Below are 24,858 nucleotides of genomic sequence, written 5' to 3' on the forward strand. Positions count from 1 at the left end.
GGGAACACCTCATCCGCGTCCCGTCCTGCTTCCACTTTCAGCCTGTTACGCCGTATGGGTGATCGCAACCGCCACGGCCCCGCCGGGGCCGCCGCTGGGCCGTCGACCGTCCGGCCGGTCCAGGCCGGCGAGGGCAGCGCGGCGGCGGTCAGCCGACCGGCAGTTCGTCGTTCTCCCGGCGGGAGGCCGCGCCGAGCCATGTGCGTGCGACGTCCTCCAGCGATCCGAGCAGCGGGTTGCGGTCGTCAGCGCGCGTGACGAGCACGACCTCGCAGGGATCGACGTCGATGACGGGCACCAGGGCGATGTCCTCGCGCACGGCAGCACGTCGGTCGCCGGCCGGGAAGAGCGCGACGCAGTGGCCGGTGGCGATGAGTTCCAGCTTGTCCTCGAAGCTGTCGTCGATCGCGGGCGGGGGCGGTGCCGGGCGGTCGCCGACCGGCTTGGGCGTGCTCCAGACAACGGGTGTGCCGGCGCAGGTCACCAGTTCCTCGTCCGCCAGAGCGCGCAGGCTGACGGGTCTTCCGTTCGCCAGGCGATGACGTGCCGACATGACGAGTACCCGCGACTCCTCATGGAGCCTGGCCACCCGGAAGCCGTCCGTGGGCAAGGGCAGGGGGCCGTAGGCGAGGAGGGCGTCGACCCGCCCCTCGGCGAGGGCCTGGGTGTCCCGCCAGTCGAGGTGCCGGGTGCGGACCTGGCCGTCGGGGTGCCGGCGGCGCAGCTCCTGCACCCAGGCGGTGATGACCAGTCCTTCGGCGTAGCCGACGGTGATGGCACGGGGCCGGACGGCGGCTCTGGCCGTGTGAGCGGCTCGCTCGGCCTCCTGGAGCAGTGTCCGGGCCCCGGGGAGAAAGGCCTGACCGGCGTCGGTGAGGCTGCTGCCCTGCGGCGAGCGGTCGAAGAGCCGGACACCGAGCTGGGCCTCCAGCCGCTGGATCTGACGGCTCAGCGACGGCTGCGCCAGGTGCAGCCTGGTGGCGGCCCGGCCGAAGTTGCCGTACTCCGCCACGACCGTGAAGTAGCGCACGAGCCGCAGATCGACGTCCATTCGCCCAGGGTACGTCGCGCGCTGCCATACGCCTGGGGCATGGCGGCATGCGGAACAGGTCTTGGACACGGCGCGCGGGTGGGCATTTGGCTGGAGGGCATGACCAGTTATGACGGCAAGAAGATCGTGATCACGGGCGGAAGCAGCGGTATCGGCCTGGCCACGGCCCGGTTGTTCGCGGACGGCGGGGCGCACGTCCTGATCACCGGCCGCACCAGGGCCACCCTGGACGCCGCGTCGGAGCAGTTGGGGAAGCACGCGATCGCCGTCCGTAGCGACGCCGCGTCCCCGAAGGACATCAAGGCGCTGGCCGGTACCGTCCGGGAGCGGTTCGGCACGGTGGACGCGCTGTTCGTCAACGCAGGCGTCACCGCGTCCGCGCCGTTCGACTCGACGACGGAGGAGATGTACGACGAGCTGTTCGACATCAACGTCAAGGGCCCGTACTTCACCGTGCAGGCGTTGGCGCCGCTGTTGCGCGAGGGAAGCGGCGTGGTCCTCACCACGTCGGTGGTGAACGTCCTGGGCCTCGACGCGCTCAGCGTCTACTCGGCGAGCAAAGCGGCCCTGCGGTCGATGACGCGCACCCTGGCCCGTGAGCTGCTGCCGCGCAAGGTGCGCGTCAACGCCGTGAGCCCCGGCCCCGTCGACTCGGGCATCCTGGACCGCTCGTCGCTGCCCGTCGACGTCGTCGAGGCACGGAAGGAGGCCTACCGGAGCACCAACCCGATGCAGCGGCTGGGGACGTCCGAGGAAGTGGCCGCCGCGGTGGCGTACTTGGCGTTCGGAGCGACCTTCTCGACGGGAGCGGAGTTCCCTGTCGACGGAGGGGGTTCGCAACTCTAGTGCCGTGCCGTGTCGATCCCTCGGGGGTTGCCGGTCAGCCGGCGCGGTCGCCAAGGTAGCGGCAAACATTCCGGCGTCGTTCGTAGCCCCCGGGAGGTACCGAAGTCATCCGCCGGGGCTACGTCGTGCGGCGCGGGGTTCCCCCTTCGCCGGCATCGTCGAGCGCCGCCTTCGTCCTGGCCTGTCATCGCGCGGCGAAGGCGGAGGCCGGCCCGCGAATAATCGCTGTTGCGTCTCCGCCGTCCAGTGATAGAACACCCGGGTGAACAAGATCTTGGACTTCCCTGAGCTGCTGCGCCTGATCGACGAGCGGTCAGCGGCCTTCCGCGCCGCGATCGCCGCCGCCCCCAGCCTCGACGTGCAGGTGCCGACCTGCCCCGAGTGGACGCTGCTCGACCTGGTGCACCACCTGGGCGGGGGGCGTCGCGCCTGGGCCGCCACGGTCGCGGCCGGGCCGGACGCCTCGGGCAAGCTGGCGGGAGAGGGCCTGACCGCGCCGCAGGAGCGCGAGGCCCTGCTCGCCTGGCTGGCCGAGTCGACGCAGCAGATGCTGGACGCGTTGCGGGAGGCCGGCCCGGAGCGCGGCTGCTGGGCGTGGTGGGGCGCGTCGCAGTCGCCGCGGACCTGCGGTGCCGTCGCCCGGCACCAGCTCCAGGAGATCGCGATGCACACCTACGACGCCCAGCTCACCGTGGGCGCCCCGGAGCCGCTGCCGCAGGAGGTGGCGCTCGACGGTGTCGAGGACTTCCTGTTCACCTGCTGCACCACGACGGTCGCTTGGCCGCACAAGCCCGCCGTCGTCGACTATCACGTCACCGGGGGCGGCTCCTGGCGCCAGTCACTCTCCGCCGACGGTTCGCGGGCCGTCCGTCTGCCCGAATCCGCTCCCGCCGCCGGCGAGGACCCGGAGTCGGTCGACGCCTCCGTCCGGGGTACGGCGAGCGACCTGGTCCTGTCCTTCTACGGCCGCATCCCGCTGGACTCCCTGGAGCTCGAAGGCGACCGGCACCTCTTCGAGCTGCTGGAAGGGTGGGACATGCAGTAGGACTGCCTGGAGCAACTATCCGATGCGCAGTGGCAGTTCATCGGGCCGTACCTGCCTGTCGGCGGGTACGGCCCGTACTTCGTGCGGCTGCGCCTGGTGGACCACAGCTCCCCCTCGCTCAAACAGCTGACCGGCTCCGGCCCGTCAGCCCCGCAGAGCGAACTCCGCGCGCTCGGACCACACGGTGCCGTCGTACACCAACAGGTGGACGGAACCGACACGCGCCGTGACCGGCAGCCGGCCCGAAAGGTCCGCTTCGATCTCGTCGAACACACCCGGCTCCTGGCCGTACGCCACCGTCAGGTGAGGAACGACGTCGGTGAACCGTCCCCGGAACGGCGGCGCCTCCGGCCATCGGGCGGCCACGGCCAAGGTGAGCGCCTGTAGCCGGTCCTCCCGCACCGGGGCGAGATAGAGCACGCCCGGAAAGCGGCCACAGCCCCGGAACCCGACGTCAAAGGCGCTGTGGGCACCGAGGAGTTCACCGAGTTCGCCCAGAACCTGATCACCGATGCGATCGTGATCCAGGAAGGGATAGAGCACGGTCACGTGCGCTGGAATCCCGACGGCCACGGAAGAGTCGAACCGCTCACGCCATCCACCCACGACCGGCTCGGCTTCGGGCACCTTGATGATCAGCGCCGTCTCGCCCGTCCGATACCCGCCCGCACCGTCCTCAGCCATGAGCGACATGATGCCACCCGATCGATCTTCGTTTCGAGGTCGCGCAGCGTCCTCAGCGCGACGCGGACGTCATGTCCTCTCACCGGCGGCGAGCGCGGCGACGGCCTTGAGGGCTCCGGAGGCGGTGAGGTGGACGCTGTTGACCAGCCGGGTGGTGTGCCGGTCGACGGCGGTCGGCCGGTAGGTGGCGGTTCCCGAGAACGGGCCGAAGTCGCCGTCCACGGTCAGCAGGCCTGGGGGGTCGTACGCGGTGACGCGGAAGTGCTCCTCGGCGGGGCGAGGGAGGTGGCGGGTCTGGCGGTAGGTCCTGCCGACGCCGATCGGTCCCGGGGAGGTCCGCTCGGTGGTGTCGAGCGCGTAGTTCCAGCGGGGGAGGTTCCCGGGCCGCGCGAGGTAGGCGAAGACCTCGTGGGCGTCCATCGGTGCCCGGCCCAGGTGCTTCGTCGACTCCGCGCTGTAGATCCGCGGCACGGCCTCGGCGTCGCCGAAGCCCAGCTCCCGTAGCTCGATCACCCGTCCACCGCTTCGATGAGCTTCGCGAGTTCGGTGGCGGTGGGCCGGTCGTCGGGGGCGGCCAGCAGGACGTAGCGCAGCCGGGCCTGGAGGGCGGGCCAGGGCATCGCGGTGGACAGCGGGATGGCCCGGTGGGCGATGGCCTTGCGGATCTCCTCCAGCGGCGTGCCTTCTTCGAGGCCGGCGGTGAGAGAGGACTGCCGGTGGCGATGCGGTCCAGCAACGCGGCCGGCTGACTCCCGCTGGCGCGGGGAGGACGTGCCCGAGGTCGATTCGATCAAGGTCGACGCCGGCTGACCCCCGCGGGTGCGGGGAGAACAACCGGTACGCGACCGAGGCCGGTGTGGTGGCCGGCTGACTCCCGCGGGTGCGGGGAGGACGTTGCCGGTCGACCGGCAGAGCCTGTGTGGTCCGGCTGACCCCCGCGGGTGCGGGGAGGACTGTAGGGGATGATGGACACAGGTCCACCTCAACGGCTGACCCCCGCGGGTGCGGGGAGGACCCAGGCACTACCAGGTCCCCCGACCGCTCGCCCGGCTGACCCCCGCGGGTGCGGGGAGGACTTCTGGTAGCCGAACGCGCCGTGGTCGGTGATCGGCTGACCCCCGCGGGTGCGGGGAGGACCCTTGAGCGCGATGCGCAGTTCCTCGGGGGTGAGGCTGACCCCCGCGGGTGCGGAGAGGACAATCCCGACGACTGCCGACCGTGCCGCAGAATCGGCTGACCCCCGCGGGTGCGGGGAGGACTACTCGTTCGTGATCTCGCAGGCCGGCGAGATCGGCTGACCCCCGCGGGTGCGGGGAGGACCGGTGATCGGCGGCGTCCTGGACGTCCTCCAGCGGCTGACCCCCGCGGGTGCGGGGAGGACAGCTGCTGGTCGTCGGGCAGCTGCTGGTCGTCCGGCTGACCCCCGCGGGTGCGGGGAGGACCCCGCACCACCGAGGGCGTGCACATGGCCGAATGGCTGACCCCCGCGGGTGCGGGGAGGACGTCATCACCAACAAGAGCACGCAAGCGGTGAACGGCTGACCCCCGCGGGTGCGGGGAGGACGCGTCGCCGACCGCCTCCACGGCGGCCGCCAGCGGCTGACCCCCGCGGGTGCGGGGAGGACTCGCCGCCAGGGCCGAGCTCGAACTCCTCCAGCGGCTGACCCCCGCGGGTGCGGGGAGGACGGGCCGCCGGCGCCGCTGTTCACCCCGCGCGGCGGCTGACCCCCGCGGGTGCGGGGAGGACGTCGTCATCGACTGCTCCAAGTTCAGCCAGGACGGCTGACCCCCGCGGGTGCGGGGAGGACCCTTTTTGAGCTGGGGCGATGTGGCGGCTTTGCCAGTTCTTTGCGTGCTTGGGTGCGGCGGCCCTTGAACGTTGCGCGTGGGTGTTGAGGTGTCAAAGGGCTTGCGGGGCATCCTATGCGTCCGGGCGCGCATCCGCGGTCGGAAGCGGCGCTTGTCAGCGGCCGTCGCCCGCCGCGTGGCGGAGGCGGGCGAGGGTGCGGGCGTCGCTGAGGAGTGGGGCGTCGAACGCGCGGGAGCCGGTGTGGATGGCGTGCATCACCCGGGTCAGGAAGCGGTGCATGCTGTCGGCGGGCGGTAGTCGGTGGGCGTGCTGCGCCCCGTCGCGGTGGACCGTCAGGGTGGGGGCGGTGTCCGGCGGTAGGGAGAAGGGGCGCTCGATGTCGACGGCCTCGTCGGGGCCCAGGAGCTGCAGGGTGTTGCGGTAGGTGCTGGTGAAGCCGAAGTGGCCGATGGCCGTCCTGCCGCCGGGGTAGCGGGCGAGGGCGCTGTAGGAGAGGTCGAGGCCGTCCGGTGTGCGGTCGGTGACCATGACGCTGACCTCTTCGGGTTCGTGGCCCCACAGGACGCGGCCGAGGGAGGCGAGGTAGGGGCCGGTGTCGAGGAGGGCGCCGCCGCCCTTGGCGCGGTCGTGGCGGAAGTCGGTGGCCGGGACCGGTGGGGTGAAGACGGCGACGGCCTTGGTGGCCTCGGCCGCGTGGCGGGTGATCACCGAGAACATCGGGTGGAAGGCGTAGCAGGTGGCTTCCGCGAGGAGCAGGGATGAGCGGCGGGCCAGGTCCACCAGCCGTTCGGCGGTCGGGAGGTCGGGCAGGGCGGGTTTGTCGACCACCACGTGCCAGCCGTGGTCGAGCGCGTGCCGGACGGCGTCGGCGTGTTCGTCGTTGGTCAAGGACACGTAGGCCAGGCCGGGCGGGTGCGTCTTCAGCGCGAGGCGCCAATCGCGGTGGAGGGCATCGGTGGCGTGGCGGCTGGCGATGGAGACGGCGGTGATCCCGGCTACCGCCGCGGCGGCGGGCAGGATCCGGCGGCGGGCGAATCGGGACAGTCCGATCAGCAGCAGGTCCACGAGGTCAGCTCCCGTAGATGCGTTCGGCCACGGCCAGTTTGGCGGCCCGCAGGTGTGCCAGCCGTTCGGCGTCGAAGCCGCCGCCGGTGGGGCGGTCGGGGATGGCCGGCCCGTGCAGCAGCTGCCAGGAGGAGCCGGCGTCGATCAGTGAGCGGTGTTTGACGTCGTAGTAGTCGGGTCGTACGACCAGTGCCAGGCCGGGGGCGCCGGCTGCGGCGGAGACCGCGTGGGGGTGGAAGCGGGTACTGATCCAGCACTGGCCGGGGCGGGCGGGCAGTCCGTGGGCGAGGACGTCGTCGAGCGAGTAGCGGCGGGCGCCGGGCAGCAGTTCGTGGGCGGCGGCCAGGACGTCCCGGTCCTTGTCCGGCGAGCACTCCAGGAGGCCCACGTCCGTCACCTTCCACGCGCGCAGCAGCGAGGCGATGAGCCGGACGGTTTCGGGAACAGAGCCGGCGAGCAACGACTGCGCGCACACCATGGCCTCCGGCACCTCCTCGTCCGCCGGACGCACCAGGTGGGGCCCGTACCCGAGGAAGACGTCGTCGCAGTGGTCGGGCGAGGGGGTGAGCCCGGCGAGGCGGGCGGAGGGCGCGTCCCGGACGTCGACCACGTCGAAGCGCCCGACCAGGGAGCGGGTCAGGGCCATGGAGGCGGCCGGTGGCCAGAGGCCCTGGCCGGTCATCGCCGTCCGGGCGCCGGTCGTCTCGGCGGCGGTGGCGATGCCCGCGAGCAGGCCGGTGAAGGCCGGCCAGATGGCGTTGAGGTAGCCGCCGCCGAGCAGGTGCAGGACGTCCGCGCGGTGCAGGAAGGCCGACGCGGAGGACCGTACGGCCTCCGCCACCCCGGCCGGGTCCCCGTCGGGCCAGTGGCGCAGGCACAACGGCCAGAGCACGCTGGTGAACCGGGCCCGAGGGTGGGCCCCGCCCAGGTGCGCGGCGGCCGCCTCGGGGTAGAGGCAGTCCACGACCACGTCGGCGTCGGGGGCCACCCGGGCCAGGTGGCGCAGCCAGGTGAGGGCGATGAGTTCGTCGCCGTAGTTGGGGATGCCGGCCGGGCAGACCAGGTACACGAGAGCGGTCATGCGCGACGGCCCCGGTGCAGCGCCGTCAGCTCCTCCAGCCGGGTGACGCAGTCCGTCGGCGCGGGGTCGGCCATCAGGTCGGTGTGCAGTCGCTGCGCTCCCTCCCGGAAGGCGGGCTCGGTGAGTACCCGGACCAGCGCCTTGCACAGGCTTGTGCCGTCGAGCCCGGCCAGGTCGAGCGACAGCCCGGCCCGGTAGGCGGCGACCTGGCGGGCGGTGGCGCTCTCGTCCCACAGTGGCTGCGGGACGACGATCTGCGGCACCCGGAAGGCGGCGGCCGAGGCGAAGGTGCCGCGGCCGCCCTGGTGGACGATCGCCGAGCAGGTCGGCAGGAGCTGGTCGAACGGCACGTAGCCGACGGCCCGTACGTTGGGCGGGAGCGGCACGGGACTGTCCGTCAGGGTGACCAGCACCTCCGCGTCCAGGCCGCCCGCCGCGTCGAGGAAGTCCCGCAGCGGGAACGCGGACTCCCGGCGGTGGATCTCCTGCCTGGTCACGCCGAGGGTCAGCACGACCCTGGGCCGCCGGGGGCGCTCGCACAGCCACGGGGCGAGCACCGCCGAGCCGCTGAAGGGGATCCGGCGCACCGGGACGCTGCGCCCGGGCAGCTCGTACGGGTGCGGCCGGCCCAGGTCGACGGACCACTGACCCAGCAGGAGGTCCTCGCCGTACGGCAGCCCGTACGGGGCGAGCATCGGCCGCAGCCAGTCGGCGTAGGAGTCCCCCGGTGTCCGGGTCCGGAGCATCCCGACGGTGTCCGTGCCCCAGACGATCCGGGCGTGGGCGGCGCCGCACAGCCGCGCGGCCACGGGGGCGGGGAAGGCCAGCATGTCCCACAGGACGAGGTCCGGCTGCCAGGAGCGGGTGAAGGAGACGAGCTTCCTCAGCAGGCCGCACTGCTCCCCCACCTCGGTGCCGGGCGCGTACACCTCCGTGTACAGGTAGCGCAGCGCCGCCCGGAACCGCTCCCACTCGCCCTCGGCGGCCTGCTCCGGGTCCAGGGCCAGGAAGCCGGACTCGTTGTGGGCACCCGGGCGCACCGGAGAGACGTCCCCCTCACGGCCCAGCGGGACGGCGGTCAGTCCGGAGGCGGTGATGTGCCCGGTGGCGTCCCGTTCCGGACCCCAGTCGCCGGTCAGGACGACGTCGTGCCCGGCGCCGCGCAGCGCCCACGCGAGCGGGATCACCGCGTTGAGGTGGGCCTTCACCGGGAGGGACACGAAGACGATCCGCATGCGCAGCTCCGAGGAGGCGAGAGTCCGAGAAGGCGAGGGTCCGAGAAGGCGAGACAGGGTCGGCTTCACCCTGGCCGGGCCCGCGGCCGGGCGCACATCCACCTGGGCCAATCGAGTCCGGTTCGGGGTAGGCGCCGTGGCGCGCGGGTTACACCTCCGTTCTGCCGCCATCCCGAAGCCATCCCGAAGCCATCCCGAACGGAGGAGCAGGGGCCATGGACGAGCCGACCGATGTGGTCCGCGCCGCCGTCATCGGAGCGGGGTTCCTGGGCAGCGCCCTGGCGGCCGGCGCCGAGCGCCGGGGCTGGGACGTCACCGTCATCGGGCGCTCCGACCCGTACGGCCTGCACCGCGGACCCGCCACGACGGTCAGGCTGGTCCGCGGCAGCGGCGCCGACGAGCTGCCCGCCGTCCTCACCCGAAGCCGACGCCCGGACGCCGTCGTCGTCGCCGCCGGCGGCCGCTTCCCCGTCCCCTCGGCGCACGAGCCGCAGGCCGACGCCGTGGACACCCTGTCGCTGCTGATCAACGTCTGCGAGGCCGTGCGCACCCTGAGCCCGGCCACCCTGATCGTCTTCCTCTCCTCGGCCGGCGGCGTCTACGCGCCGGGCGCGGCCCCGGGGCTGCGGGCCGAGAGCCACCGGGCGCGGCCGACCTCCCCGTACGGCATGTCGCGGCTGATGGGTGAGCACTACCTGGAGTTCTACCGGCGGGTGCACGGCCTGCGGTGCTGCGCCCTGCGCTGTTCCAACGTCTACGGCCGGCTCCTGCCGAGTTCCCGGGGGCAGGGCGTGGTGTCGGCGGCGTTCCGCTGCGCCCTGACCGGAGAACCGTTTCGGCTGCACGGCAGCGGGGAGCAGCGCCGGGACTTCCTGCACGTGGACGACTTCGTCCGGGCGGTCCTCGACCTGCTCGCGCTGCGCCGGGAGCTGCCGGGCACCGTCAACCTCGGTTCCGGGGTGGGCTACTCGGTGGCCGAGGTGGTCGACCGGGTCTCCGCCGTGATGCGCCGGACCATCCCCGTCGTACGGGGGCCGAGCGCCGGCACCGACGTCGGCAGCCTGGTGGTGGACGCCTCGCTGCTGCGCTCGCTGGTCGACTTCGCGCCGCTGCCTCCCGAGGCGGGTATCGAGCTGATGGGCCGCACCCTGCGGACAGGCGCGGGGGGCTGAGCGGGATGTCGGTCCTCGTCACGGGCGCCGAGGACTTCCTCGCCTCGGCGCACACGGTGGACACGCCGCTGACCCCGGACCCGGAGGCCTTCCTCCGGGAGCGCGCCGCCGCCTCCGCGTTCCGGGTGGAGCAGGTGCCGCTGGGTGCGCTGACCGACTGGCACCTCGGCGAGGACCGGATCGGCCACCGCTCGGGCCGCTTCTTCACCGTCGAAGGCCTCGCGGTGCGGACGAACTTCGGCAGCACCCCGCACTGGTGCCAGCCGGTCATCGTGCAGCCCGACATCGGCGTCCTCGGCATCCTGGTCAAGCGCATCGAAGGCGTCCGGCACTTCCTGATGCAGACGAAGATGGAGCCGGGCAACAGCGCGCTGGTGCAGTACTCCGCGACCGTGCAGGCCACCCCCAGCAACTACCAGCGGGTGCACGGCGGGAAGGCGACCCCGTACCTGGACTACTTCCTGCGCCCCGGCCGGCGGGCCGTCGTCTTCGACCAGCTGCTGTCCGAGCACTCCTCCTGGTACCTCTACAAGCGCAACCGCAACATGATCGTCGAGATCCCGCCCCACGAGGAGGTGCCGGTCGGCGAGGAGTTCACCTGGCTGACCCTGGGCCAGCTGCGGCGGCTGCTCGCGCTCGGCAACCGGGTGAACATGAACGCGCGCACGGTGCTCTCCGCCATCACGTACGCGACGCGCACGTACGCGACGCGCACGGACGCGGCGCGCCAACGCGGAGAGTGCCAGGGCTTCCACGCCGAGGTCGTCCGCTCCCACCAGCGGCAGACCTCGGACGGCGACCTCGCCCGCGCGATGACCTGGCTGATCGACCAGAAGGCCAGGTTCGACCTCGACGTGCGCCGGATCGCGCTGCGGGAGATGGCCGGGTGGACCTGCGACGAGCAGAGCATCCGGCACGACGAGGGCCGCTACTTCCAGATCGTCGGACTGTCGGTCGGGGCCACCAGCCGCGAGGTGGCCGCGTGGGCGCAGCCGATGCTGCGCCCCAACCCCGGCAACGTCGTCGCCTTCGTCTGCCGGTGCCGCCGGGGCACCCTGGAGTTCCTGGTCCAGGCGATGGCCCAGCCCGGTGCCACCGACCGGGTCGAGCTGGCCGCGACGATCCAGCTGACCCCGGGGAACTACGACGGGCCGCAGGACCACCCGCCGCTGGCCGGGCTGCTGGACTGCGACCCGTCGTGGCGGGTGGTGGACGCGGTGCAGTCCGAGGACGGCGGGCGCTTCCAGCACGCCGACACCCGGCACGTGGTGATCCGGGTCCCGGATGACGAGGCGGTCGAGGCGCCGGCCCACTACCGGTGGATGTCCCTGGGGCTGCTCAACCGGCTGATGCGGCTGGGCTACTACGTCAACGTGGAGACCCGCAGCCTGATGGCCTGCCTGCTGTGACGCAGGTGAGTGTCAACGGCCGCTCTCTCCGTACTCGGCCAGGCCGGAGGCGCGGAAGGCCGCGTTGTCGTGGATGCCGATGACGTACCCGTCGAGATCCCGGAAGTAGAACACCCGCTGGCCCAGGTGGTCCGTCAGCGGGCCCTTGACGACCTCGGCCCGGCCGGAGACCAGGGCGTGGAAGGCGTCGAAGTCGTCGACGGTCAGGTACAGCATGCCGGCCAGGCTGATCGGGGTGTCGGCGAGCGCGGGCAGCCACCGCTTCAGGTCGGCGTTGCTGTACAGCAGCCCGCAGAAGGCGCCCCGGTGCAGCAGCAGGTGGACGTCGTCGCCGGGGGTGGCGATGCTGGAGTCCACCTCGAATCCGAGGCCCCGGTAGAACGCGATGCTGGCGGCGGTGTCCCGCACGCTGATGCAGGTGGTGAACGGCATACGGCAACCTCCCGGGCGCGACGGGGCGCCTCACGAATCCTGTGGAGCTCACGAATCCCGGTGGACCTCACGAGTCCCCGTAGAACTGCCGCGCCCACCGGCGGTACCGGCCGATCGGGCCGTCACCCGGCGCCAGCCGCGGCCCTGCCTGGTACTTCTGGTAGTGCCACACCGGCAGGTCCAGGGAGCTGCCGGCCGCGTGGACGAGGAAGAAGGCATCGCGCAGCAGCAGCGAGGCCGCCGCGCCGACGGGCCGCGACAGCGCCCGCGGGACGCCCTTGACCGGCCCGGCCGTCGCCGTGGCGGCGATCCGGAAGTGGCTCAGCCAGGGCTCGATAGGGGTGGGCAGGGCGAAGAACCGGGCGGCGGCCCCGCGCCACGGCAGCTCGCACTCGATGACCGTCAGACCGAGCCCGTGGACCGAGAAGGCGTAGTCGACGCGGACCAGGCCGAGGCGAGGGAGCGTCCGGGTGACCTGGAAGCGGCCGGTGCAGACCGGGCCGGCGAAGGACACCTCGGGGGCCGTCCCGAGGGTCGCTCCGTGGAGCTGCTCCAGGTGCCCGAAGTCGACCACGTTCTCGGTCATCTGCTGCGGATGGCTCGCGACCTCGAACACCCTCCCGCGCGGGAGCGGCCGGCCCACCGGGAGCACCGGCGGCTCCCAGCTCGGCGGCGAGCCGTCCCGGGTGCCCCACACCAGGATCAGCCCGCCGCTCTCGCGCACCGGCAGCGTGCCGAGCGCCGCCCGGGGCGCCGTCTGCCCGTACGAGGTGCGCCGGCAGGGCCCGTCCAGGCTGAACACGAACCGGTGGAAGCCGCAGGTGATCTCCTCGCCCCGGACACTGCCCATCACCCCGAGGTGGGCGCCCAGGTGCGGGCAGTGCGGGCGCAGGGCGCGCAGCACGCCGCTCGCGCCGCGGGCCAGGACCACGTCCTCGCCCATCAGCCGGCGCGTCACCACCCGGCCCCGGCCGACCTCGTGACCGAAGCCGAGGCAGAACCAGCCGTCGGGGTAGGGCAGCGGCGCCGCCGGGTACGCCCGGTGGGCCGCCGTGGCGCCCGGGGGCCTGCGGAGCGGCCTCACCAGTGCACCGGGAGGGCGGCCAGCCCGCCGGTCAGCGCGCCGTGGCGCATCCGCGGCCCGTCAGCGTCGACGGCCGGACGCAGCGTCGGGAGACGGGTGACCAGCTGGGTGAACACCGCCTGGAGCTCGATCCGGGCCAGCGGCGCGCCGAGGCAGTAGCGGGCGCCGTGCCCGAAGGTGACGTGCGCCGGGGCCGGGCGGGCGAGGTCGAGCCGGTCCGGGTCGGGGAAGACGGCGGGGTCGTGGTTGGCGGCGCCGTGGCCCAGCAGCACCAGGTCCCCGGCCCGTACGGCGGTGCCGTCGATGTCCAGGTCCTCGCGCGCGTAGCGGGGGATGCCGCCGGCGGTGCCCTTGGCCGAGGCGCGCAGGATCTCCTCGACGGCCTTCGGCACCAGCCCGGGATCGGCCACCAAGGCCCGCCACTGCTCGGGGTTCGCCAGCAGCAGCAGCGCCCCCAGCCCGATGTGCACCACGGTGGTCTCGTGCCCGGCGAACAGCAGGGCCATCGACAGCCCGGCGGCCTCCTCGTCGCCGACGCCCTCGGCCGCGGCCAGCCGGGAGATCACGTCGTCGCCCGGCTGGGCGCGCTTGCGGGCGACCAGCTCGCGCCCGTAGGCGAACAGCTCGCCCACCCCGCGCTGCGAACGGGCCCGGTCGCCGGTGTCGGCGGCGGCCTCGGTGGCCGCGCGGAAGAGGTCGCGGTCCTCGTACGGGACGCCCAGCAGCTCGCAGATCACCAGGACCGGCAGCGGCACGGCGAGCCCGGCGTGCAGGTCGGCCGGCGGGCCGTGCCCGGTCAGCTCGTCCAGCAGGCCCGCCGTCAGGGCCTCGACGCGCGGGCGCAGCTCCCGCATCCGCCGGGGCGAGAAGTGCGGTTGCAGCAGCGTACGGATGCGCGCGTGGTCGGCGGCCTCGGTGTCGAAGTCGCCGAGCACCGCGTCGAACAGGGTCTCGCCGGTGCGGGCCGCGGTCTCGGGCGTCGGGTGGGAGCGGCCGAGCCTCGGGTCGTCCAGCAGCCGGCGGACCCGCGCGTGGCCGGTGACCAGCCACGCCTCGTCCCCCAGCGCGGTGCGCACCCGGTGCACCGGGCCCCGGGCCTGGAGCTCGCGCAGCCGGGGCGCGAGGCGCAGCGGGTCGTGCTGGTCGAACGGCAGCTGCGCCGCGACGGTCATGGCGCCCTCCACGGGGGTGGCTCAGTCCCGCGGTCGCCGGGCGGCGACGAGGAGGTAGCCGAGCAGGTCCGTGTCGATGACGGCCTGGGGGTTGAAGTAGCACTGGGCCTCGGTGTCCTCCGGCGCCAGGTGCAGGTCCTTCGCCTGCTCCGCCAGGGCGGCGAAGGACCGGGGCACGGTCTCCTCGGTGATGTCCAGCATCTCGACGAACTCCAGGCCCGCCGCCCGCAGGATCGCCGGGTAGTCGTCGAGCGGCACGGTCGTCGAGCCCATGGTCTGCCGCAGCGGGTGGGTGGCGGGGGACGGCGAGCGGCGTCGGAAGAAGTCGGTCAGCACGACCCTGCCGCCGGGGCGCAGCACCCGGCGCATCTCCCGCAGGACCCGCCCCCGGTCGGGCATGTGGGGCATCGACTCGATCGCGAGGACGGCGTCGAAGGAGGCGTCGGCGTACGGCAGGTCCATGGCGTCGGCCTGCCGGAAGGACACCTGGCCCCGGAGGCCGGCGGTGTGCGCCAGCTCGTCGGCGCGGGCGATCTGCTCCCGGCTGACCGCGATGCCCGTCACCTCGGCGCCGGTGCGGCGGGCGATCCGTACGGCCGGGGCGCCCACCCCGCAGCCGACGTCCAGCAGGCGGGCCCCGGAGCCGAGCCGCAGGCGCTGCGCCATGACGTCGGTGAGCCGGTCGGTGGCCTGGTCGTACGTCAGCTCGCTGTGCGGGCCGTCCCAGTAGCCGAGGTGGGCGTTGTAGCCGTGCCCGTTCCCCAGGAGGTCGGCGCCGAGCAGGGTCATCCGGTCGTACATCCGCCCGACCTCCTCGGGTACGGGAGCGTTCGGCGCCGGGACGCGTTCTGCCATCTGTCCTCCTGGGGGTGACCGCCGTCGTCTGCCGCACGATCACTATCGCGTGCGGCCGGGGGCCGAAACACCGCGCGGGCGATCGGCACCGTACGGGGGAGCGGGCGCGTCGTGCGGGTACTCCACTTGTCCGAGGAACGCCGCCGGTCTCCAGGCGACGGGCGGCGCCGCGAGCGGCCCGGGCGGCCGTCCCAGGAGCCGGGCGGCACCGCTTTGACCACGCCTGATACCGTGCCAACGCCGTGGTGCACGGGAAACCGGTCGAAGTCCGGTGCGGCCCTCGCCACTGTTGCCGCGGAGTGTCGCGGCCCTCGCTGACCGGCTTGCCCAGCGGTCAGGGCCACTGGGCGGGTCACAAGAGCCGCTTGGGAAGGTCGGTCGCGGCGCGTCGATGCGGAAGCCAGGAGACCGGCCACGGCGCGACATGTTCCACGAGGGTTTTGGAGAACACGTGCCCAGCGGTCAGCCGCGTCCGTTTCGTTCCATATGTTCCGCTCGTCCCACCGGTGCGATGCGCGCCGGCCGGGTGCTCGGGGCCTTCCTGTTCATCGGCGTGCTCGGAGCCTGCACCGGCGCCCCCGCGCCCGTCGCGTCCGGCGGGGCGACCGGAAGCGCCGGGCCGGTCAGCGTGGACAACTGCGGGACCACCGTGTCCGTCGGCGCACCGCCCGAGCGGCTGGTGACGCTCAACCAGGGTGCCACCGAGGTGGCCCTGGCCCTCGGCCTGCAGTCCCGCATGGCCGGTACCGCCTACCTCGACGATGCCGTCCCGGAGAAGTGGAAGGCGGCCTACGACTCCGTCCCGGTGCTCTCCAAGAAGTACCCGACGAAGGAGAACCTCCTCGCGGCCCGTCCCGACTTCCTGTACGCCTCCTACTCCAGCGCGTACACCGACAAGGTCGCGGGCACCCGGGAGGAACTGCGGGGCCAGGGCATCCCGTCCTACGTGTCCCCGTTCGGCTGCTCGGACAAGTCCCTGGTGCCGCCGACGACCTGGCAGGCGGCGTGGGGCGAGCTGAACGACGTCGCCAAGGTCTTCGGTGTCACGGACCGGGCCGCCGCGATCCGGCAGCAGCAGGAGCAGCAGCTGGCCCAGCTGACCGCGACGGCCGCGGGCAAGGGCCTGAAGGTCCTGTGGTACGACTCGGACACCAAGACGCCGTTCGTCGGCGCCGGCCACGGCGGACCCCAGCTGGTGCTCGACGCCGTGGGCGCCACCAACGTCTTCGGGGACCTGCCCGGCGGCTGGCAGACCGTGAGCTGGGAGAAGGTCGTCGCGGCGGACCCGGACGCCATCGTGCTCGCGGACGCCGACTGGGACTCGGCCCAGTCCAGGATCGACTACCTGGAGAACGACCCCGTCCTGAGCCGGCTCGCGGCCGTGCGGCGCAAGGCCTTCGTGGTGCTGCCGTTCTCGGAGTCCACCCCCGGCGTGCTGCTCGCCGACGGCGCCGCCAAGGTGTCCGCCGGACTGAGCCGGCTGCGCCCGGGTTCATGACCACCGCGCCCCACCCCGTCGCGCGGCGCTCCGGCCGGGGCCGCGCGACGGCGGTCCTGGCCGTCGGCGTGGCCCTGCTGCTGACCACCGTGCTCCTCGGCCTGGCCGTGGGCTCGCAGCCCGAGCCGCTCCGGACGGTGATCGACGTCGTCCTGCGCCGTCTCGGGCTGGGCGACCCGCACGTGACCCTGCTGGACGACCGGATCGTCTGGCAGCTGCGGCTGCCCAGGGTCCTGGGAGCGGCCGCCACCGGCGCCGGCCTCGCGGTCTGCGGCGCGGTGCTGCAGACGCTGACCGGCAACGACCTGGCCGACCCGTTCCTGCTCGGGATCTCCGACGGAGCCGCCGCCGGCGCGGTCACCGTGATCGTCCTCGGCGTCGGGGTGACCGGCGCCGAGGGCACCGGAGCGGTGGCGACGGCGGCCTTCGCCGGCGCGCTGCTCGCCGCCGCCGTCGTCCTGGCCCTGGCCGGGGCGCGCACCCGGTCGCTGCCGACCACCCGGACCGTGCTCGCCGGCATCGCGGTGGGACAGATGTGCGGGGCCTACACCTCGTTCGTCGTGATGGTCCTCGGGGACCGCAACGCGGCGCGCGGTGTCATGGAGTGGACGCTGGGCTCGGTCGCCGGCGTGCGCTGGCCCACCGCCGTCTTCCTGACGGCGGTCGCGCTGGCCGGTGTCACGGTCCTGGCCTCCTCGGCCCGCGACCTGGACGCCTTCGCCTTCGGCGAGACCTCCGCCCGCTCCCTCGGCGTCCACGTCGAGCGCACCCGCTGGGTCCTCGTCGCCACCGCCGCGCTGGTGACCGCGTGCCTGGTCGCCCACACCGGCGTCATCGGGTTCCTCGGCCTGGTCGTACCGCACGTGGTCCGTCTCGTCTGCGGCCCGCGCCACGCCCTGCTGCTGCCCGTGTCGGCCCTGATGGGCGCGTCCCTCCTGGTCGGCAGCGACATCGTGGCGCGCTCGGTCCTCCCCGAGCGGGAGATCCCCGTCGGCGTCATCACGGCCGGGCTCGGAGCGCCCTTCTTCGCCTGGCTGCTGTGGCGCCAGGGGCGGGCCGACGGGAGGGCACAGTGACGCCGGCGCCCCCCGTCGGGCTGCGCGCGGAAGGGCTGCGGGTGCGCGTCGGCGCGGCCACCCTGCTGGACGAGGTCTCGCTCGCGTTCGGCCCCGGCCGGGTCACCGGCCTGCTCGGGCCCAACGGCGCCGGGAAGACCACCCTGCTGCGCGCGGTCGCCGGACTGACCCGGCCGAGCGCGGGGCGGGTCCTCCTGGACGGGGAGGACCTCCACGCGCTCACGGCCCGCCGACGAGCACGGCAGATGGCCTTCATGGAGCAGCAGGCGGACACCCGGCTGTCGCTGCCGGTCCGTCAGGTCATCGAGCTCGGACGCACGCCGCACCGCGGCCGCTGGCCCGTGCCGACGACCGCCGCCGCCGACGCCCACGAGCGGTCCGTGTTCGCCGACGCCGTCGCCGCGGCCGACGTCGGCCACCTGCTCGACCGGTCCTGGCCGACGCTGTCGGGCGGCGAGCGGCAGCGGGTCCAGCTCGCGCGGGCGCTGGTGCAGGAGCCCGGGGTGCTCCTGCTCGACGAGCCCACCAACCACCTCGACCTGCGCCACCAGCTCGGCTTCCTGGAAACCGTCCGCGGGCTGGGCATCACCACGGTGGCCGCGCTGCACGACCTCGAACTCGCCGCCGCCTACTGCGACGAGGTCGCCGTCCTGCTCGACGGCCGACTGGTCGCCCACGGGCCGGTCTCCGAGGTGCTCACCTCGCCCATGGTCGCGCGCGTCTACGGCGTCGACGTCACCGTGGAGCGACACCCCCGGCACGACAGACCGCACATCCGCTGGAACGGACTGCTCCACCGAAAGGACTTCCCAATCGTGATGTCAAGCCGCAGCCGTGACGGGAGGTGAATCTTGATAGCACTGTCCGTCACGGATCATCGCCCACAGGACGTTGAGCCTGCGCCGGGCGAGAGCGAGCAGGGCCTGCTTGTGGCCCTTCCCCTCGGCCCGTTTGCGCTGGTAGTAGGCCTTGGAGGCGGGGCACGTCGTGGTGCTGACCATGGCCGAGAGGTACATGCTCCGCAGCCGGCCGCGGTGGTATCGCTTGGGCCTGCGGAGGTTGCCGCTGACGCGGCCGGAGTCGCGGGGTCTGGGGGCGAGGCCGGCGAACCCGGCCAGACGATCAGCACTGCCGAAGGCGTCCATGTCACCGCCGGTGGCGGCGATGAACTCGGCTCCGAGCCTGGGGCCCATGCCCGGCAGACTGCGGATCACCTCGGCGTGCGGATGCTCGCGAAACCGGGCCTCGATCAGGGCGTCGAGCTCGGCGATCTCCTCATCAAGGGCCATCACTCCCTTCGCGAGGCGGGCGACCATGGCGGCGGCCAGCTTCTCCCCGGGCAGCGCGGTCAGCTGGGCCTGGGCGGCCTCCACAGCCGTCTTCGCAAGCGCGGCGGCGCCGCGGACCTTGCGGTTCCTCAGCCAGGTCTCGATCCGTTTGGCGCCGGCCCGGCGGATCGCGGCCGGGGTCTGGTAGCCGGTCAGCAGCATGACCGGACCCTTGTTCACGAGCTCCAGCGAACGCTCCAACGCGGGGAAAATCTCCAGCAGTTGGGCCCGGAGTCGGTTGATCTGCCGAGTGCGGTCGAAGACTACGTCCAAGCGCCGAGTGGTCAGCGTCCGCAGGTCGACGGCGACCTCGTCACCCGGCCGCAGCAGCCCGAGGTCCTTGCGCATGCGGGCCTGGTCGGCGATGACGAAGGCGTCCTTCGCATCCGTCTTGCCCTCGCCGCCCTTGTAGGTGGCCGAGGCCCGGTAGACCGCGAGGCCGGTCAGGTAGGCCATGGGCTGGTCGTGGCCGAGCAACAGGCCGACCAGCAGTGCGGCACCGCCATGGTTGAGGTCGACAGCCCACAGCACGTCGGTGGATATCGCCAGGACGTCGCCGATCAGCTCCAGCAGCTCGGCCTCGCCGTTCAGAACCCGGCGGGACAGCAGCCGCTCACCGTCGGCGTTGATGACCACGCAGTGGTGGTGTTCCTTGCCGATGTCCACCCCGGCCCAGATCTCGGGCACGTTCCCCTCCGCCAGCTCGCAGTGTCACCTCACACCCGCAGACGACCTCGCCGACGTTGTCCTACAGCAGCGATCGAGTCGCGTCTCCCAATTGGCGGTCGAGCCGTCGCGAGGCTCCGGGCGGCCAAGTCCTTTGAGCCATCCGACGGCGGCCCGCTCATCAGCCATACCCAGAACCCCTGGGCGCTCCGATCTTACGAATGACCCGAGCTGACCCACATCCAGAAAGGTAGGACCACGCCATGACCTCCCCCGTCCCGGATGCCCCCGCCCGCCGCAGTGCCGTGCTCCTGGTCGGCATGTCGGCCGGGGAGGCCGTCCGTCGCGACGAACTCCTCCGGGCGGCGGCGACGCACCGGGCCTCGATCGCCTTCCTCCAGCAGGCGGACCCCTCGCTGTCGGCCGAGCTGACCAGGCTGGCCGACGCGGGCGCCGAGACCGTGGTCGTGATCGGCGTCCGCCTCGCGGCTCCCGGCCCGGCCCACTCCTGGCTACGGCGGATCGCCGCGCACTGGTGGCGCGAGCGCGCGGGCCACCGTCCCGAACTCCTCGTCGCGACCCGCCTCGCCGACTCGCCGGAGGCGGTCGCCACGGTGGCCGCGGTGACGAAGGCCGTCACCGGCGCGGAACCCGGCATCACCTCCGCGGCCTGGGAGGACGTCCCCGGCCACCGGCACCAGGCCCTGGTGTGCCGCGGCCCGCGGTGCGCGGCCATGGGCGCGGAGGAGGTGCTGCGCACGCTGATGCACGACCTGACCGAGCAGGGCCTCGGCGACGACGACGTGCTCCTCACCCAGACGGGGTGCCAGTTCCCCTGCAACCAGGGCCCCGTCGTCACCGTGCAGCCGGACGACGTCTGGTACGGGAAGGTCGACCCGGCTGTCGCCGGCCGCATCGTCACCGAGCACCTCGCCGGCGGCCGGCCGGTCGAGTCCCACCGGCTCCCCCGCCACCGGGGGGAACAGGCGGGCCGGCACGACGGCTGATCGCGAGCACGGGGGCGCCGCCCGGCCGCGGGCCAGGGCGGCGCCCCCGCCCTACACGGCCGTTCGCCGCTCCCGCAGGGACATCGGCAGCGAGCGCAGGTGGGAGGAGAGGCGCGGGGCCAGGCGGGTGCGGGCGCCGGGGAGGGGGTCGAGCTGCCAGCGGGCGGTGATCGAGGCCAGGGCGAGGGTGGCCTCGATGGTGGCGAAGACCTCGCCGATGCACTTGCGGGCGCCGCCGCCGAAGGGGGTGAACACCCCCCGGGGCAGCCGGTCGGTGTCGTCGCGCCAGCGGTCGGGGTCGAAGCGTTCGGGGTCGGGGAAGAGGTCGGCCCGGTGGTGCACGATGTGCGGGCTGTACAGGACGACGGAGCCGGCCGGGAGGCGGTGGCCGGCCAGCTCGACGGGCCGGGTGGTGACCCTGGTGAACAGCCAGCCCGGCGGGTACAGGCGCAGCGTCTCCAGCAGCACCCGGCGGGTCAGGTCCAGGGCGGGGAGGTCGTCGTGCCCGGCGATGCGCCCGCCGAGCACGGCGTCGACCTCGGCGTGGAGGCGTTCGCGCACGCCGGGGTTGCGGGCGAGCAGGTACAGCGCCCAGGAGAGCAGCGGGGCGGTGGTCTCGCTGCCGCCGAGGTAGAAGGTGAAGACCTGGTCGTGGATCTCCGCCTCGGTCAGGGCCCGTCCGTCGTCGTCGCGGACGGCCAGCAGGATGGACAGCAGGTCCCCGTGGTCCACGCCGGTGCGCCGGTAGTCGGTGGTGAGCCGGGCGACGTAGTGCCGCAGCCGTCGGCGGGCCCGTTCGAAGCGGCGGTTGCCGGGGGTGGGCAGGTGGTTGAGCCAGCGCCAGGGCAGGATCATCCGGCGCATCATGCCGGTCAGGGCGTCGTGCATGCACTGGCGCAGTTCGGCGAAGGTCGCGTCGTCGAGGTGCGCGGCGAACAGGGTGCGGGTCGCGAGGGTGGCGGTGAGCCCGTTCATCTCGGCCAGCACGTCGAGCCGGCGGCCCGGGCGCCAGCCGTCGAGCATCGCGGTGATCTCCGAGGACATCACCTCGGCGTACAGGGGCAGCCGGTCGCGGTGGAAGGCCGGCTGGAGCAGCCGGCGCTGGCGGCGGTGGTCGCGGTGCGGGCAGGTCGCCAGCCCGTTGCCGGCCAGGGTCCGCACGAGGTCGAAGATCGCGCCGCCCTTGTCGTACGTCCGGTCGTCGACGAGGACCTGGTGGACGAGGTCCGGATCGCAGAGCACGTGGAACGGCACCGGGCCGAGCTTGATCCTGACCAGGTCGCCGTGCGCGGGCAGGGAGGCCAGGAAGTCCAGCGGCCGGCGGCCGAGCGGCAGCGCGTGGCCGAGGACGGGCAGCGCGCCCGGGGCGGTCCTGCCACGGCCCGTCATGCCCGTTCGCCCTCGGTGTCCTTCTTGCGGGCGACCCAACAGCCCATGACCAGCTTGCCCTGCTCGATGCCCTCGCGCAGGGCCGGCATCGAGCCCGCGATCAGGCGCTCGAAGCCGTCCGCGAGGTCGTCGTCGGGCGGCTGGTGGTCCTGCCAGTTGGGGGCGATGTCGCCGTGGTCCTCGTAGCGGGACACCGACTCGACCTCGAACCCGGCGGCCTCCAGGTGCTCCGGGAGCGCGCCGAACGGGATGACGTCCGGGATGGCGAAGCCCTGGCACATCGGCTCCACCCAGCGCGCGTGGTCCGCCGCCGAGAGGCCGTCGGCGCAGAACCAGTCGACCCCGGTGAAGCCGCCGCCGGGGCGCAGCACCCGGGCGACCTGGGCGTAGGCGCGGGGCTTGTCGGGGGTGTAGCACAGGGCCTCGATGGAGAAGGCGCCGTCGAACTCGGCGGGAGCGAACGGCAGCGCCATCGCGTCCGCCTCCAGGAAGGTCAGCCGCCGCCCGATCTCGCTGTCGCGGTGCAGCGAGCGGGCGACCTCCACCTGGTGGCCGCAGATGTTCACGCCCGTCACCTCGGCGCCGGTGCGCCGCGCGATCGCCGCGGCCGGGCCGCCGATGCCGCAGCCGACGTCCAGCAGCCGGTCCCCCGCGGTGAAGCCGCCCCGGTCGGCCAGCCAGTGCTGGAGGGCGCGCTGCGCCTCCGGCAGGCCCTGGCCCTCGGTGAACCAGGTGAGGTGGAAGGAGTCCGACCAGATCTCGCGGCAGACCTCCGTCACCAGTTCGTAGTAGCGGTCGACGACGCGGGCGTAGTGGTCCTGCCGGTCGGCGGGGGTCCGTACCAGCCGGAGGTACTCGGAGGTGTGCATGCGACGTCCTTTCGGCTGCGGGCTTCGGAGGGTCAAGCGCAGGGGGCGAGGGTGAAGAAGCGCCGCTGCCACAGGGCGTGCAGCTCGGCCCTGGTCCGGTCGGTCAGGCCGGCGGCGGCCGCGCGGGCGAGCGCGCCGACCGTCTGCCGGCCGTCCGCCCGCTCCAGGAGCGCGAACAGCTCCGGGGACACCTCGGCGCGCGGGCCGGTGGCGTAGTCCAGGAGGATCTCGTGGGAGACGGCCCGGCCCGCCCGGATGCTCTTCTCCAGCTTGGTGACCGGCCGCGGGGAGAGCACCAGGCCGTCGAGGGCGAGCAGGAAGCCGGGGCGCCGGCGGACCAGGAAGTCCTCCACCACGAGGCAGTCGAGGTCCGTGGTGAGCAGGCAGGTCAGCGCGTCCTCGACGCTCTGGACGACCGGTTCGGCGTTGTTGTTCATCGAGGTGTTGAGCAGCACCGGGGTGCCGGTGAGGGCGCCGAAGCGGGTGACGAGGCGGTGGACGCGCTCGTTCACCTCCGGGGCGACGATCTGGAGTCGGGCGGTGCCGTCGACATGGGTGACGGCGCCGAGCCCCTCCCGGTGCTCGGGGCGCACCCGCATCACGAAGGACATGAAGTCGTGGTTCGCGGCCGTGTCGGTCAGCTCGAAGTACGTGGCGGCGGCCTCGGGCACGACCATCGGGGCGAAGGGCCGGAAGCCCTCCCGCTTCTTGATCATCGCGTTGATCCGGGTGCGGTTGTCCGCCGGCCGGGGATCGGCGAGGATGCTGCGGTTGCCCAGCGCCCGCGGGCCGAACTCGGAGCGGCCCTGGGCCCAGCCGACGACGGCGCCCTGCGCGAGCAGCCCGGCCGTCGTCTCGACCACGTCCGCCGGCCGCTCGTACTCGACCAGCGGGCCCCACGCCGCCAGCTTCTCCTCCACGGCTCGGGCGCTACCCAGGCCGGGGCCCCAACTCGCGCTGCGCAGCCGCTCCTTGAGCCGTACCGGGCTGCCGCCCAGCGCCTCCTGGGCGAGCAGGGCCGCGCCCTCCGCCGTACCCGCGTCATGGGAGGCCGGGTGGACGAACACCTCGGTGAACAGCCCCGAGCGCAGGACGGCGCCGTTGAGGCTGCAGTTCTGGGCGACGCCGCCGCTGAACACCAGCCTGGTGTGCCGGGTGGCCAGGCTCCAGTGCCTAAGGACGTGCAGCACGATCCGCTCCAGCGTCTCCTGGAGTCCGGCGGCGAAGTCCTTGTGCTGCCGCTCCAGCGGGGCGCCGGAGCGCCGGGGCGCCAGGCCGTGGGCGAAGAACAGGTTGCCGACGAAGTCGAGGGACAGCGCGTGCGGCGGCAGCTCGTAGTCCCCGTTCGGCCCCAGCGAGTACATCGACTCGAACACCGGGCGGTAGACGGCGGCGTCCCCGTACGGGGCCAGGCCCATCACCTTGTACTCGTCGCCGAAACGGAACCCCAGGTGGCGGGTGGCGCCCAGGTAGAGCAGGCCCAGCGACTTGTGCATGGCGAACCTGTGGACCGGCTCCAGCGTGCCGTCGGTGGCGCTGAAGACCGTTCCCGAGCAGTCCTCCCCCATCCCGTCGAGGACGACGACCAGCGCCTCCACCATCCCGGAGCGCGCGAAGCCGGACGCCGCGTGGGCGCGGTGGTGCGACGCGTAGTACAGCCGGTCGTCGGGAAGCTCCCAGCCAAGCGCCTCCCGCAGCCGGTCCTTGATGAGTCGGCGTGAATAGCGCAGCGGAACGGCGGGATTGTCGACGTAGAGGCCGTTGAGCATGAGATCGATATAGTGCTCGGGAAAGTAATAGCCCACCGCGTCGATTTCGTCCGGAGTGGCACCGGCGATGTCGAGGCAGGCCCGAACGGCATTGACCGGGAATTTCGTCGTGTGCTTGATCCGGTTGAGGCGCTCCTCCTCGACCGCCGCGACCAGGACGCCGTCCCGCACCAGGGCCGCGGCCGCGTCATGGTACAGGTACTCGCGCAGGCCGGGCACGATATCGGAGCTTTCGGGGGAGAAATTGCCGTTCAGTCCCAGCGTCAGCATGTTCGCCAACGTAATGGCGGGAATCGGGGGCGGCAACCGGGGCGG

The 24,858-nt window shown here is 73.2% G+C and carries 22 protein-coding genes, 1 CRISPR repeat array and 1 riboswitch; of the genes, 8 read left to right on the forward strand and 14 right to left on the reverse strand.

Annotated elements, in window-relative coordinates:
- Nucleotides 1-148: 148 nt before the first annotated feature.
- Entirely contained in the window at nt 149-1,051 is a 903-nt protein-coding gene (locus QWJ13_RS29525; RefSeq protein ID WP_316528299.1) for a LysR family transcriptional regulator, read from the reverse strand.
- 99 nt (nt 1,052-1,150) lie between these two features.
- Between QWJ13_RS29525 and QWJ13_RS29530 the strand changes: the two genes are divergently transcribed.
- Nucleotides 1,151-1,897 (forward strand): SDR family oxidoreductase, encoded by a 747-nt coding sequence (locus QWJ13_RS29530; RefSeq protein ID WP_316528300.1) that lies wholly within the window; start codon nt 1,151-1,153, stop codon nt 1,895-1,897.
- A gap of 262 nt (nt 1,898-2,159) precedes the next feature.
- Nucleotides 2,160-2,942, forward strand: coding sequence for a maleylpyruvate isomerase N-terminal domain-containing protein (locus QWJ13_RS29535; RefSeq protein ID WP_316528301.1), 783 nt, complete (start codon nt 2,160-2,162; stop codon nt 2,940-2,942).
- 144 nt (nt 2,943-3,086) lie between these two features.
- On the opposite strand, the gene QWJ13_RS29540 is transcribed toward QWJ13_RS29535, so the two are convergent.
- The 5 genes from QWJ13_RS29540 to QWJ13_RS29560 all read right to left on the reverse strand — a co-directional run bounded on the left by QWJ13_RS29540 (nt 3,087) and on the right by QWJ13_RS29560 (nt 8,817).
- Nucleotides 3,087-3,626, reverse strand: coding sequence for a 2'-5' RNA ligase family protein (locus tag QWJ13_RS29540; RefSeq protein WP_316528302.1), 540 nt, complete (start codon nt 3,624-3,626; stop codon nt 3,087-3,089).
- 69 nt (nt 3,627-3,695) lie between these two features.
- Nucleotides 3,696-4,139 carry an SRPBCC family protein gene (locus QWJ13_RS29545; RefSeq protein WP_316528303.1) on the reverse strand — a complete coding sequence of 148 codons (444 nt, stop codon included), beginning with the start codon at nt 4,137-4,139 and terminating at the stop codon, nt 3,696-3,698.
- A gap of 229 nt (nt 4,140-4,368) precedes the next feature.
- Nucleotides 4,369-5,434: a CRISPR direct-repeat array (repeat unit 29 nt; unit sequence CGGCTGACCCCCGCGGGTGCGGGGAGGAC).
- 155 nt (nt 5,435-5,589) lie between these two features.
- On the reverse strand, nt 5,590-6,501 hold the full coding sequence (locus QWJ13_RS29550) for a Gfo/Idh/MocA family protein (RefSeq protein WP_316528304.1): 912 nt from the start codon (nt 6,499-6,501) through the stop codon (nt 5,590-5,592).
- A 4-nt stretch (nt 6,502-6,505) separates the two neighbouring features.
- Complete coding sequence (locus QWJ13_RS29555; protein ID WP_316528305.1) at nt 6,506-7,582, reverse strand: polysaccharide pyruvyl transferase family protein; 1,077 nt, start codon at nt 7,580-7,582, stop codon at nt 6,506-6,508.
- Complete coding sequence (locus QWJ13_RS29560) at nt 7,579-8,817, reverse strand: nucleotide disphospho-sugar-binding domain-containing protein (protein ID WP_316528307.1); 1,239 nt, start codon at nt 8,815-8,817, stop codon at nt 7,579-7,581. Before QWJ13_RS29560 ends, QWJ13_RS29555 begins: the two co-directional genes overlap by 4 nt.
- A 215-nt stretch (nt 8,818-9,032) precedes the next feature.
- Between QWJ13_RS29560 and QWJ13_RS29565 the strand changes: the two genes are divergently transcribed.
- Both QWJ13_RS29565 and QWJ13_RS29570 read left to right on the forward strand, forming a co-directional pair.
- Nucleotides 9,033-9,989 carry an NAD-dependent epimerase/dehydratase family protein gene (locus QWJ13_RS29565; RefSeq protein ID WP_316528308.1) on the forward strand — a complete coding sequence of 319 codons (957 nt, stop codon included), beginning with the start codon at nt 9,033-9,035 and terminating at the stop codon, nt 9,987-9,989.
- 5 nt (nt 9,990-9,994) lie between these two features.
- Nucleotides 9,995-11,398, forward strand: coding sequence for an NDP-hexose 2,3-dehydratase family protein (locus QWJ13_RS29570; protein ID WP_316528309.1), 1,404 nt, complete (start codon nt 9,995-9,997; stop codon nt 11,396-11,398).
- Between the two features lie 12 nt (nt 11,399-11,410).
- On the opposite strand, the gene QWJ13_RS29575 is transcribed toward QWJ13_RS29570, so the two are convergent.
- The 4 genes from QWJ13_RS29575 to QWJ13_RS29590 all read right to left on the reverse strand — a co-directional run bounded on the left by QWJ13_RS29575 (nt 11,411) and on the right by QWJ13_RS29590 (nt 14,941).
- A complete protein-coding gene (locus tag QWJ13_RS29575; protein WP_316528310.1) occupies nt 11,411-11,830 on the reverse strand; it encodes a VOC family protein in 420 nt (139 codons plus the stop codon).
- 67 nt (nt 11,831-11,897) lie between these two features.
- A complete protein-coding gene (locus QWJ13_RS29580; protein ID WP_316528312.1) occupies nt 11,898-12,914 on the reverse strand; it encodes a Rieske 2Fe-2S domain-containing protein in 1,017 nt (338 codons plus the stop codon).
- Nucleotides 12,911-14,086, reverse strand: a complete 1,176-nt coding sequence (locus QWJ13_RS29585) for a cytochrome P450 (RefSeq protein WP_316528313.1) — start codon at nt 14,084-14,086, stop codon at nt 12,911-12,913. Before QWJ13_RS29585 ends, QWJ13_RS29580 begins: the two co-directional genes overlap by 4 nt.
- A 21-nt stretch (nt 14,087-14,107) precedes the next feature.
- Nucleotides 14,108-14,941: an SAM-dependent methyltransferase gene (locus tag QWJ13_RS29590; protein ID WP_316528314.1), complete on the reverse strand. Its 834-nt coding sequence runs from the start codon at nt 14,939-14,941 to the stop codon at nt 14,108-14,110.
- 226 nt (nt 14,942-15,167) lie between these two features.
- A riboswitch (cobalamin riboswitch) is annotated at nt 15,168-15,372 on the forward strand.
- Between the two features lie 80 nt (nt 15,373-15,452).
- Between QWJ13_RS29590 and QWJ13_RS29595 the strand changes: the two genes are divergently transcribed.
- Genes QWJ13_RS29595 through QWJ13_RS29605 form a run of 3 tightly spaced genes read left to right on the forward strand, consistent with a single transcriptional unit; the run spans nt 15,453 to nt 18,363 of the window.
- Nucleotides 15,453-16,439, forward strand: coding sequence for an ABC transporter substrate-binding protein (locus QWJ13_RS29595; protein WP_316528315.1), 987 nt, complete (start codon nt 15,453-15,455; stop codon nt 16,437-16,439).
- Nucleotides 16,436-17,515: a FecCD family ABC transporter permease gene (locus QWJ13_RS29600; RefSeq protein ID WP_316528316.1), complete on the forward strand. Its 1,080-nt coding sequence runs from the start codon at nt 16,436-16,438 to the stop codon at nt 17,513-17,515. The genes QWJ13_RS29595 and QWJ13_RS29600 overlap by 4 nt, the downstream gene beginning before the upstream one ends.
- Nucleotides 17,512-18,363: an ABC transporter ATP-binding protein gene (locus QWJ13_RS29605; RefSeq protein ID WP_316528318.1), complete on the forward strand. Its 852-nt coding sequence runs from the start codon at nt 17,512-17,514 to the stop codon at nt 18,361-18,363. The genes QWJ13_RS29600 and QWJ13_RS29605 overlap by 4 nt, the downstream gene beginning before the upstream one ends.
- Here QWJ13_RS29605 and QWJ13_RS29610 read toward each other — a convergent pair.
- Nucleotides 18,337-19,530 (reverse strand): IS110 family RNA-guided transposase, encoded by a 1,194-nt coding sequence (locus tag QWJ13_RS29610; protein ID WP_316528320.1) that lies wholly within the window; start codon nt 19,528-19,530, stop codon nt 18,337-18,339. The two genes, QWJ13_RS29605 and QWJ13_RS29610, sit on opposite strands and share 27 nt — an antisense overlap.
- A 242-nt stretch (nt 19,531-19,772) precedes the next feature.
- Here QWJ13_RS29610 and QWJ13_RS29615 point away from each other — a divergent pair, with 242 nt between their 5' ends.
- Nucleotides 19,773-20,516, forward strand: coding sequence for a (2Fe-2S) ferredoxin domain-containing protein (locus QWJ13_RS29615; RefSeq protein ID WP_316528322.1), 744 nt, complete (start codon nt 19,773-19,775; stop codon nt 20,514-20,516).
- A 51-nt stretch (nt 20,517-20,567) separates the two neighbouring features.
- Here QWJ13_RS29615 and QWJ13_RS29620 read toward each other — a convergent pair whose 3' ends face one another.
- The 3 genes from QWJ13_RS29620 to QWJ13_RS29630 are packed head-to-tail and all read right to left on the reverse strand — an operon-like array spanning nt 20,568 to nt 24,813.
- Nucleotides 20,568-21,905: a cytochrome P450 gene (locus QWJ13_RS29620; protein WP_316528323.1), complete on the reverse strand. Its 1,338-nt coding sequence runs from the start codon at nt 21,903-21,905 to the stop codon at nt 20,568-20,570.
- Nucleotides 21,902-22,774 (reverse strand): SAM-dependent methyltransferase, encoded by an 873-nt coding sequence (locus tag QWJ13_RS29625; RefSeq protein ID WP_316528325.1) that lies wholly within the window; start codon nt 22,772-22,774, stop codon nt 21,902-21,904. The genes QWJ13_RS29620 and QWJ13_RS29625 overlap by 4 nt, the downstream gene beginning before the upstream one ends.
- Before the next feature lie 32 nt (nt 22,775-22,806).
- On the reverse strand, nt 22,807-24,813 hold the full coding sequence (locus QWJ13_RS29630; RefSeq protein WP_316528326.1) for a carbamoyltransferase family protein: 2,007 nt from the start codon (nt 24,811-24,813) through the stop codon (nt 22,807-22,809).
- Nucleotides 24,814-24,858: the final 45 nt, after the last annotated feature.

The organism is Kitasatospora brasiliensis (assembly GCF_032654805.1).
Lineage (GTDB): Bacteria > Actinomycetota > Actinomycetes > Streptomycetales > Streptomycetaceae > Kitasatospora > Kitasatospora brasiliensis.

Coding starts and splice junctions, on each gene's coding strand:
- QWJ13_RS29525 (WP_316528299.1), bottom strand. CDS start 1,051: ATGGACGTCGATCTGCGGCTCGTGCGCTACTTCACGGTCGTGGCGGAG.
- QWJ13_RS29530 (WP_316528300.1), top strand. CDS start 1,151: ATGACCAGTTATGACGGCAAGAAGATCGTGATCACGGGCGGAAGCAGC.
- QWJ13_RS29540 (WP_316528302.1), bottom strand. CDS start 3,626: ATGGCTGAGGACGGTGCGGGCGGGTATCGGACGGGCGAGACGGCGCTG.
- QWJ13_RS29555 (WP_316528305.1), bottom strand. CDS start 7,582: ATGACCGCTCTCGTGTACCTGGTCTGCCCGGCCGGCATCCCCAACTAC.
- QWJ13_RS29560 (WP_316528307.1), bottom strand. CDS start 8,817: ATGCGGATCGTCTTCGTGTCCCTCCCGGTGAAGGCCCACCTCAACGCG.
- QWJ13_RS29565 (WP_316528308.1), top strand. CDS start 9,033: ATGGACGAGCCGACCGATGTGGTCCGCGCCGCCGTCATCGGAGCGGGG.
- QWJ13_RS29570 (WP_316528309.1), top strand. CDS start 9,995: ATGTCGGTCCTCGTCACGGGCGCCGAGGACTTCCTCGCCTCGGCGCAC.
- QWJ13_RS29575 (WP_316528310.1), bottom strand. CDS start 11,830: ATGCCGTTCACCACCTGCATCAGCGTGCGGGACACCGCCGCCAGCATC.
- QWJ13_RS29585 (WP_316528313.1), bottom strand. CDS start 14,086: ATGACCGTCGCGGCGCAGCTGCCGTTCGACCAGCACGACCCGCTGCGC.
- QWJ13_RS29590 (WP_316528314.1), bottom strand. CDS start 14,941: ATGGCAGAACGCGTCCCGGCGCCGAACGCTCCCGTACCCGAGGAGGTC.
- QWJ13_RS29595 (WP_316528315.1), top strand. CDS start 15,453: ATGCGCGCCGGCCGGGTGCTCGGGGCCTTCCTGTTCATCGGCGTGCTC.
- QWJ13_RS29600 (WP_316528316.1), top strand. CDS start 16,436: ATGACCACCGCGCCCCACCCCGTCGCGCGGCGCTCCGGCCGGGGCCGC.
- QWJ13_RS29615 (WP_316528322.1), top strand. CDS start 19,773: ATGACCTCCCCCGTCCCGGATGCCCCCGCCCGCCGCAGTGCCGTGCTC.
- QWJ13_RS29620 (WP_316528323.1), bottom strand. CDS start 21,905: ATGACGGGCCGTGGCAGGACCGCCCCGGGCGCGCTGCCCGTCCTCGGC.
- QWJ13_RS29625 (WP_316528325.1), bottom strand. CDS start 22,774: ATGCACACCTCCGAGTACCTCCGGCTGGTACGGACCCCCGCCGACCGG.
- QWJ13_RS29630 (WP_316528326.1), bottom strand. CDS start 24,813: ATGCTGACGCTGGGACTGAACGGCAATTTCTCCCCCGAAAGCTCCGAT.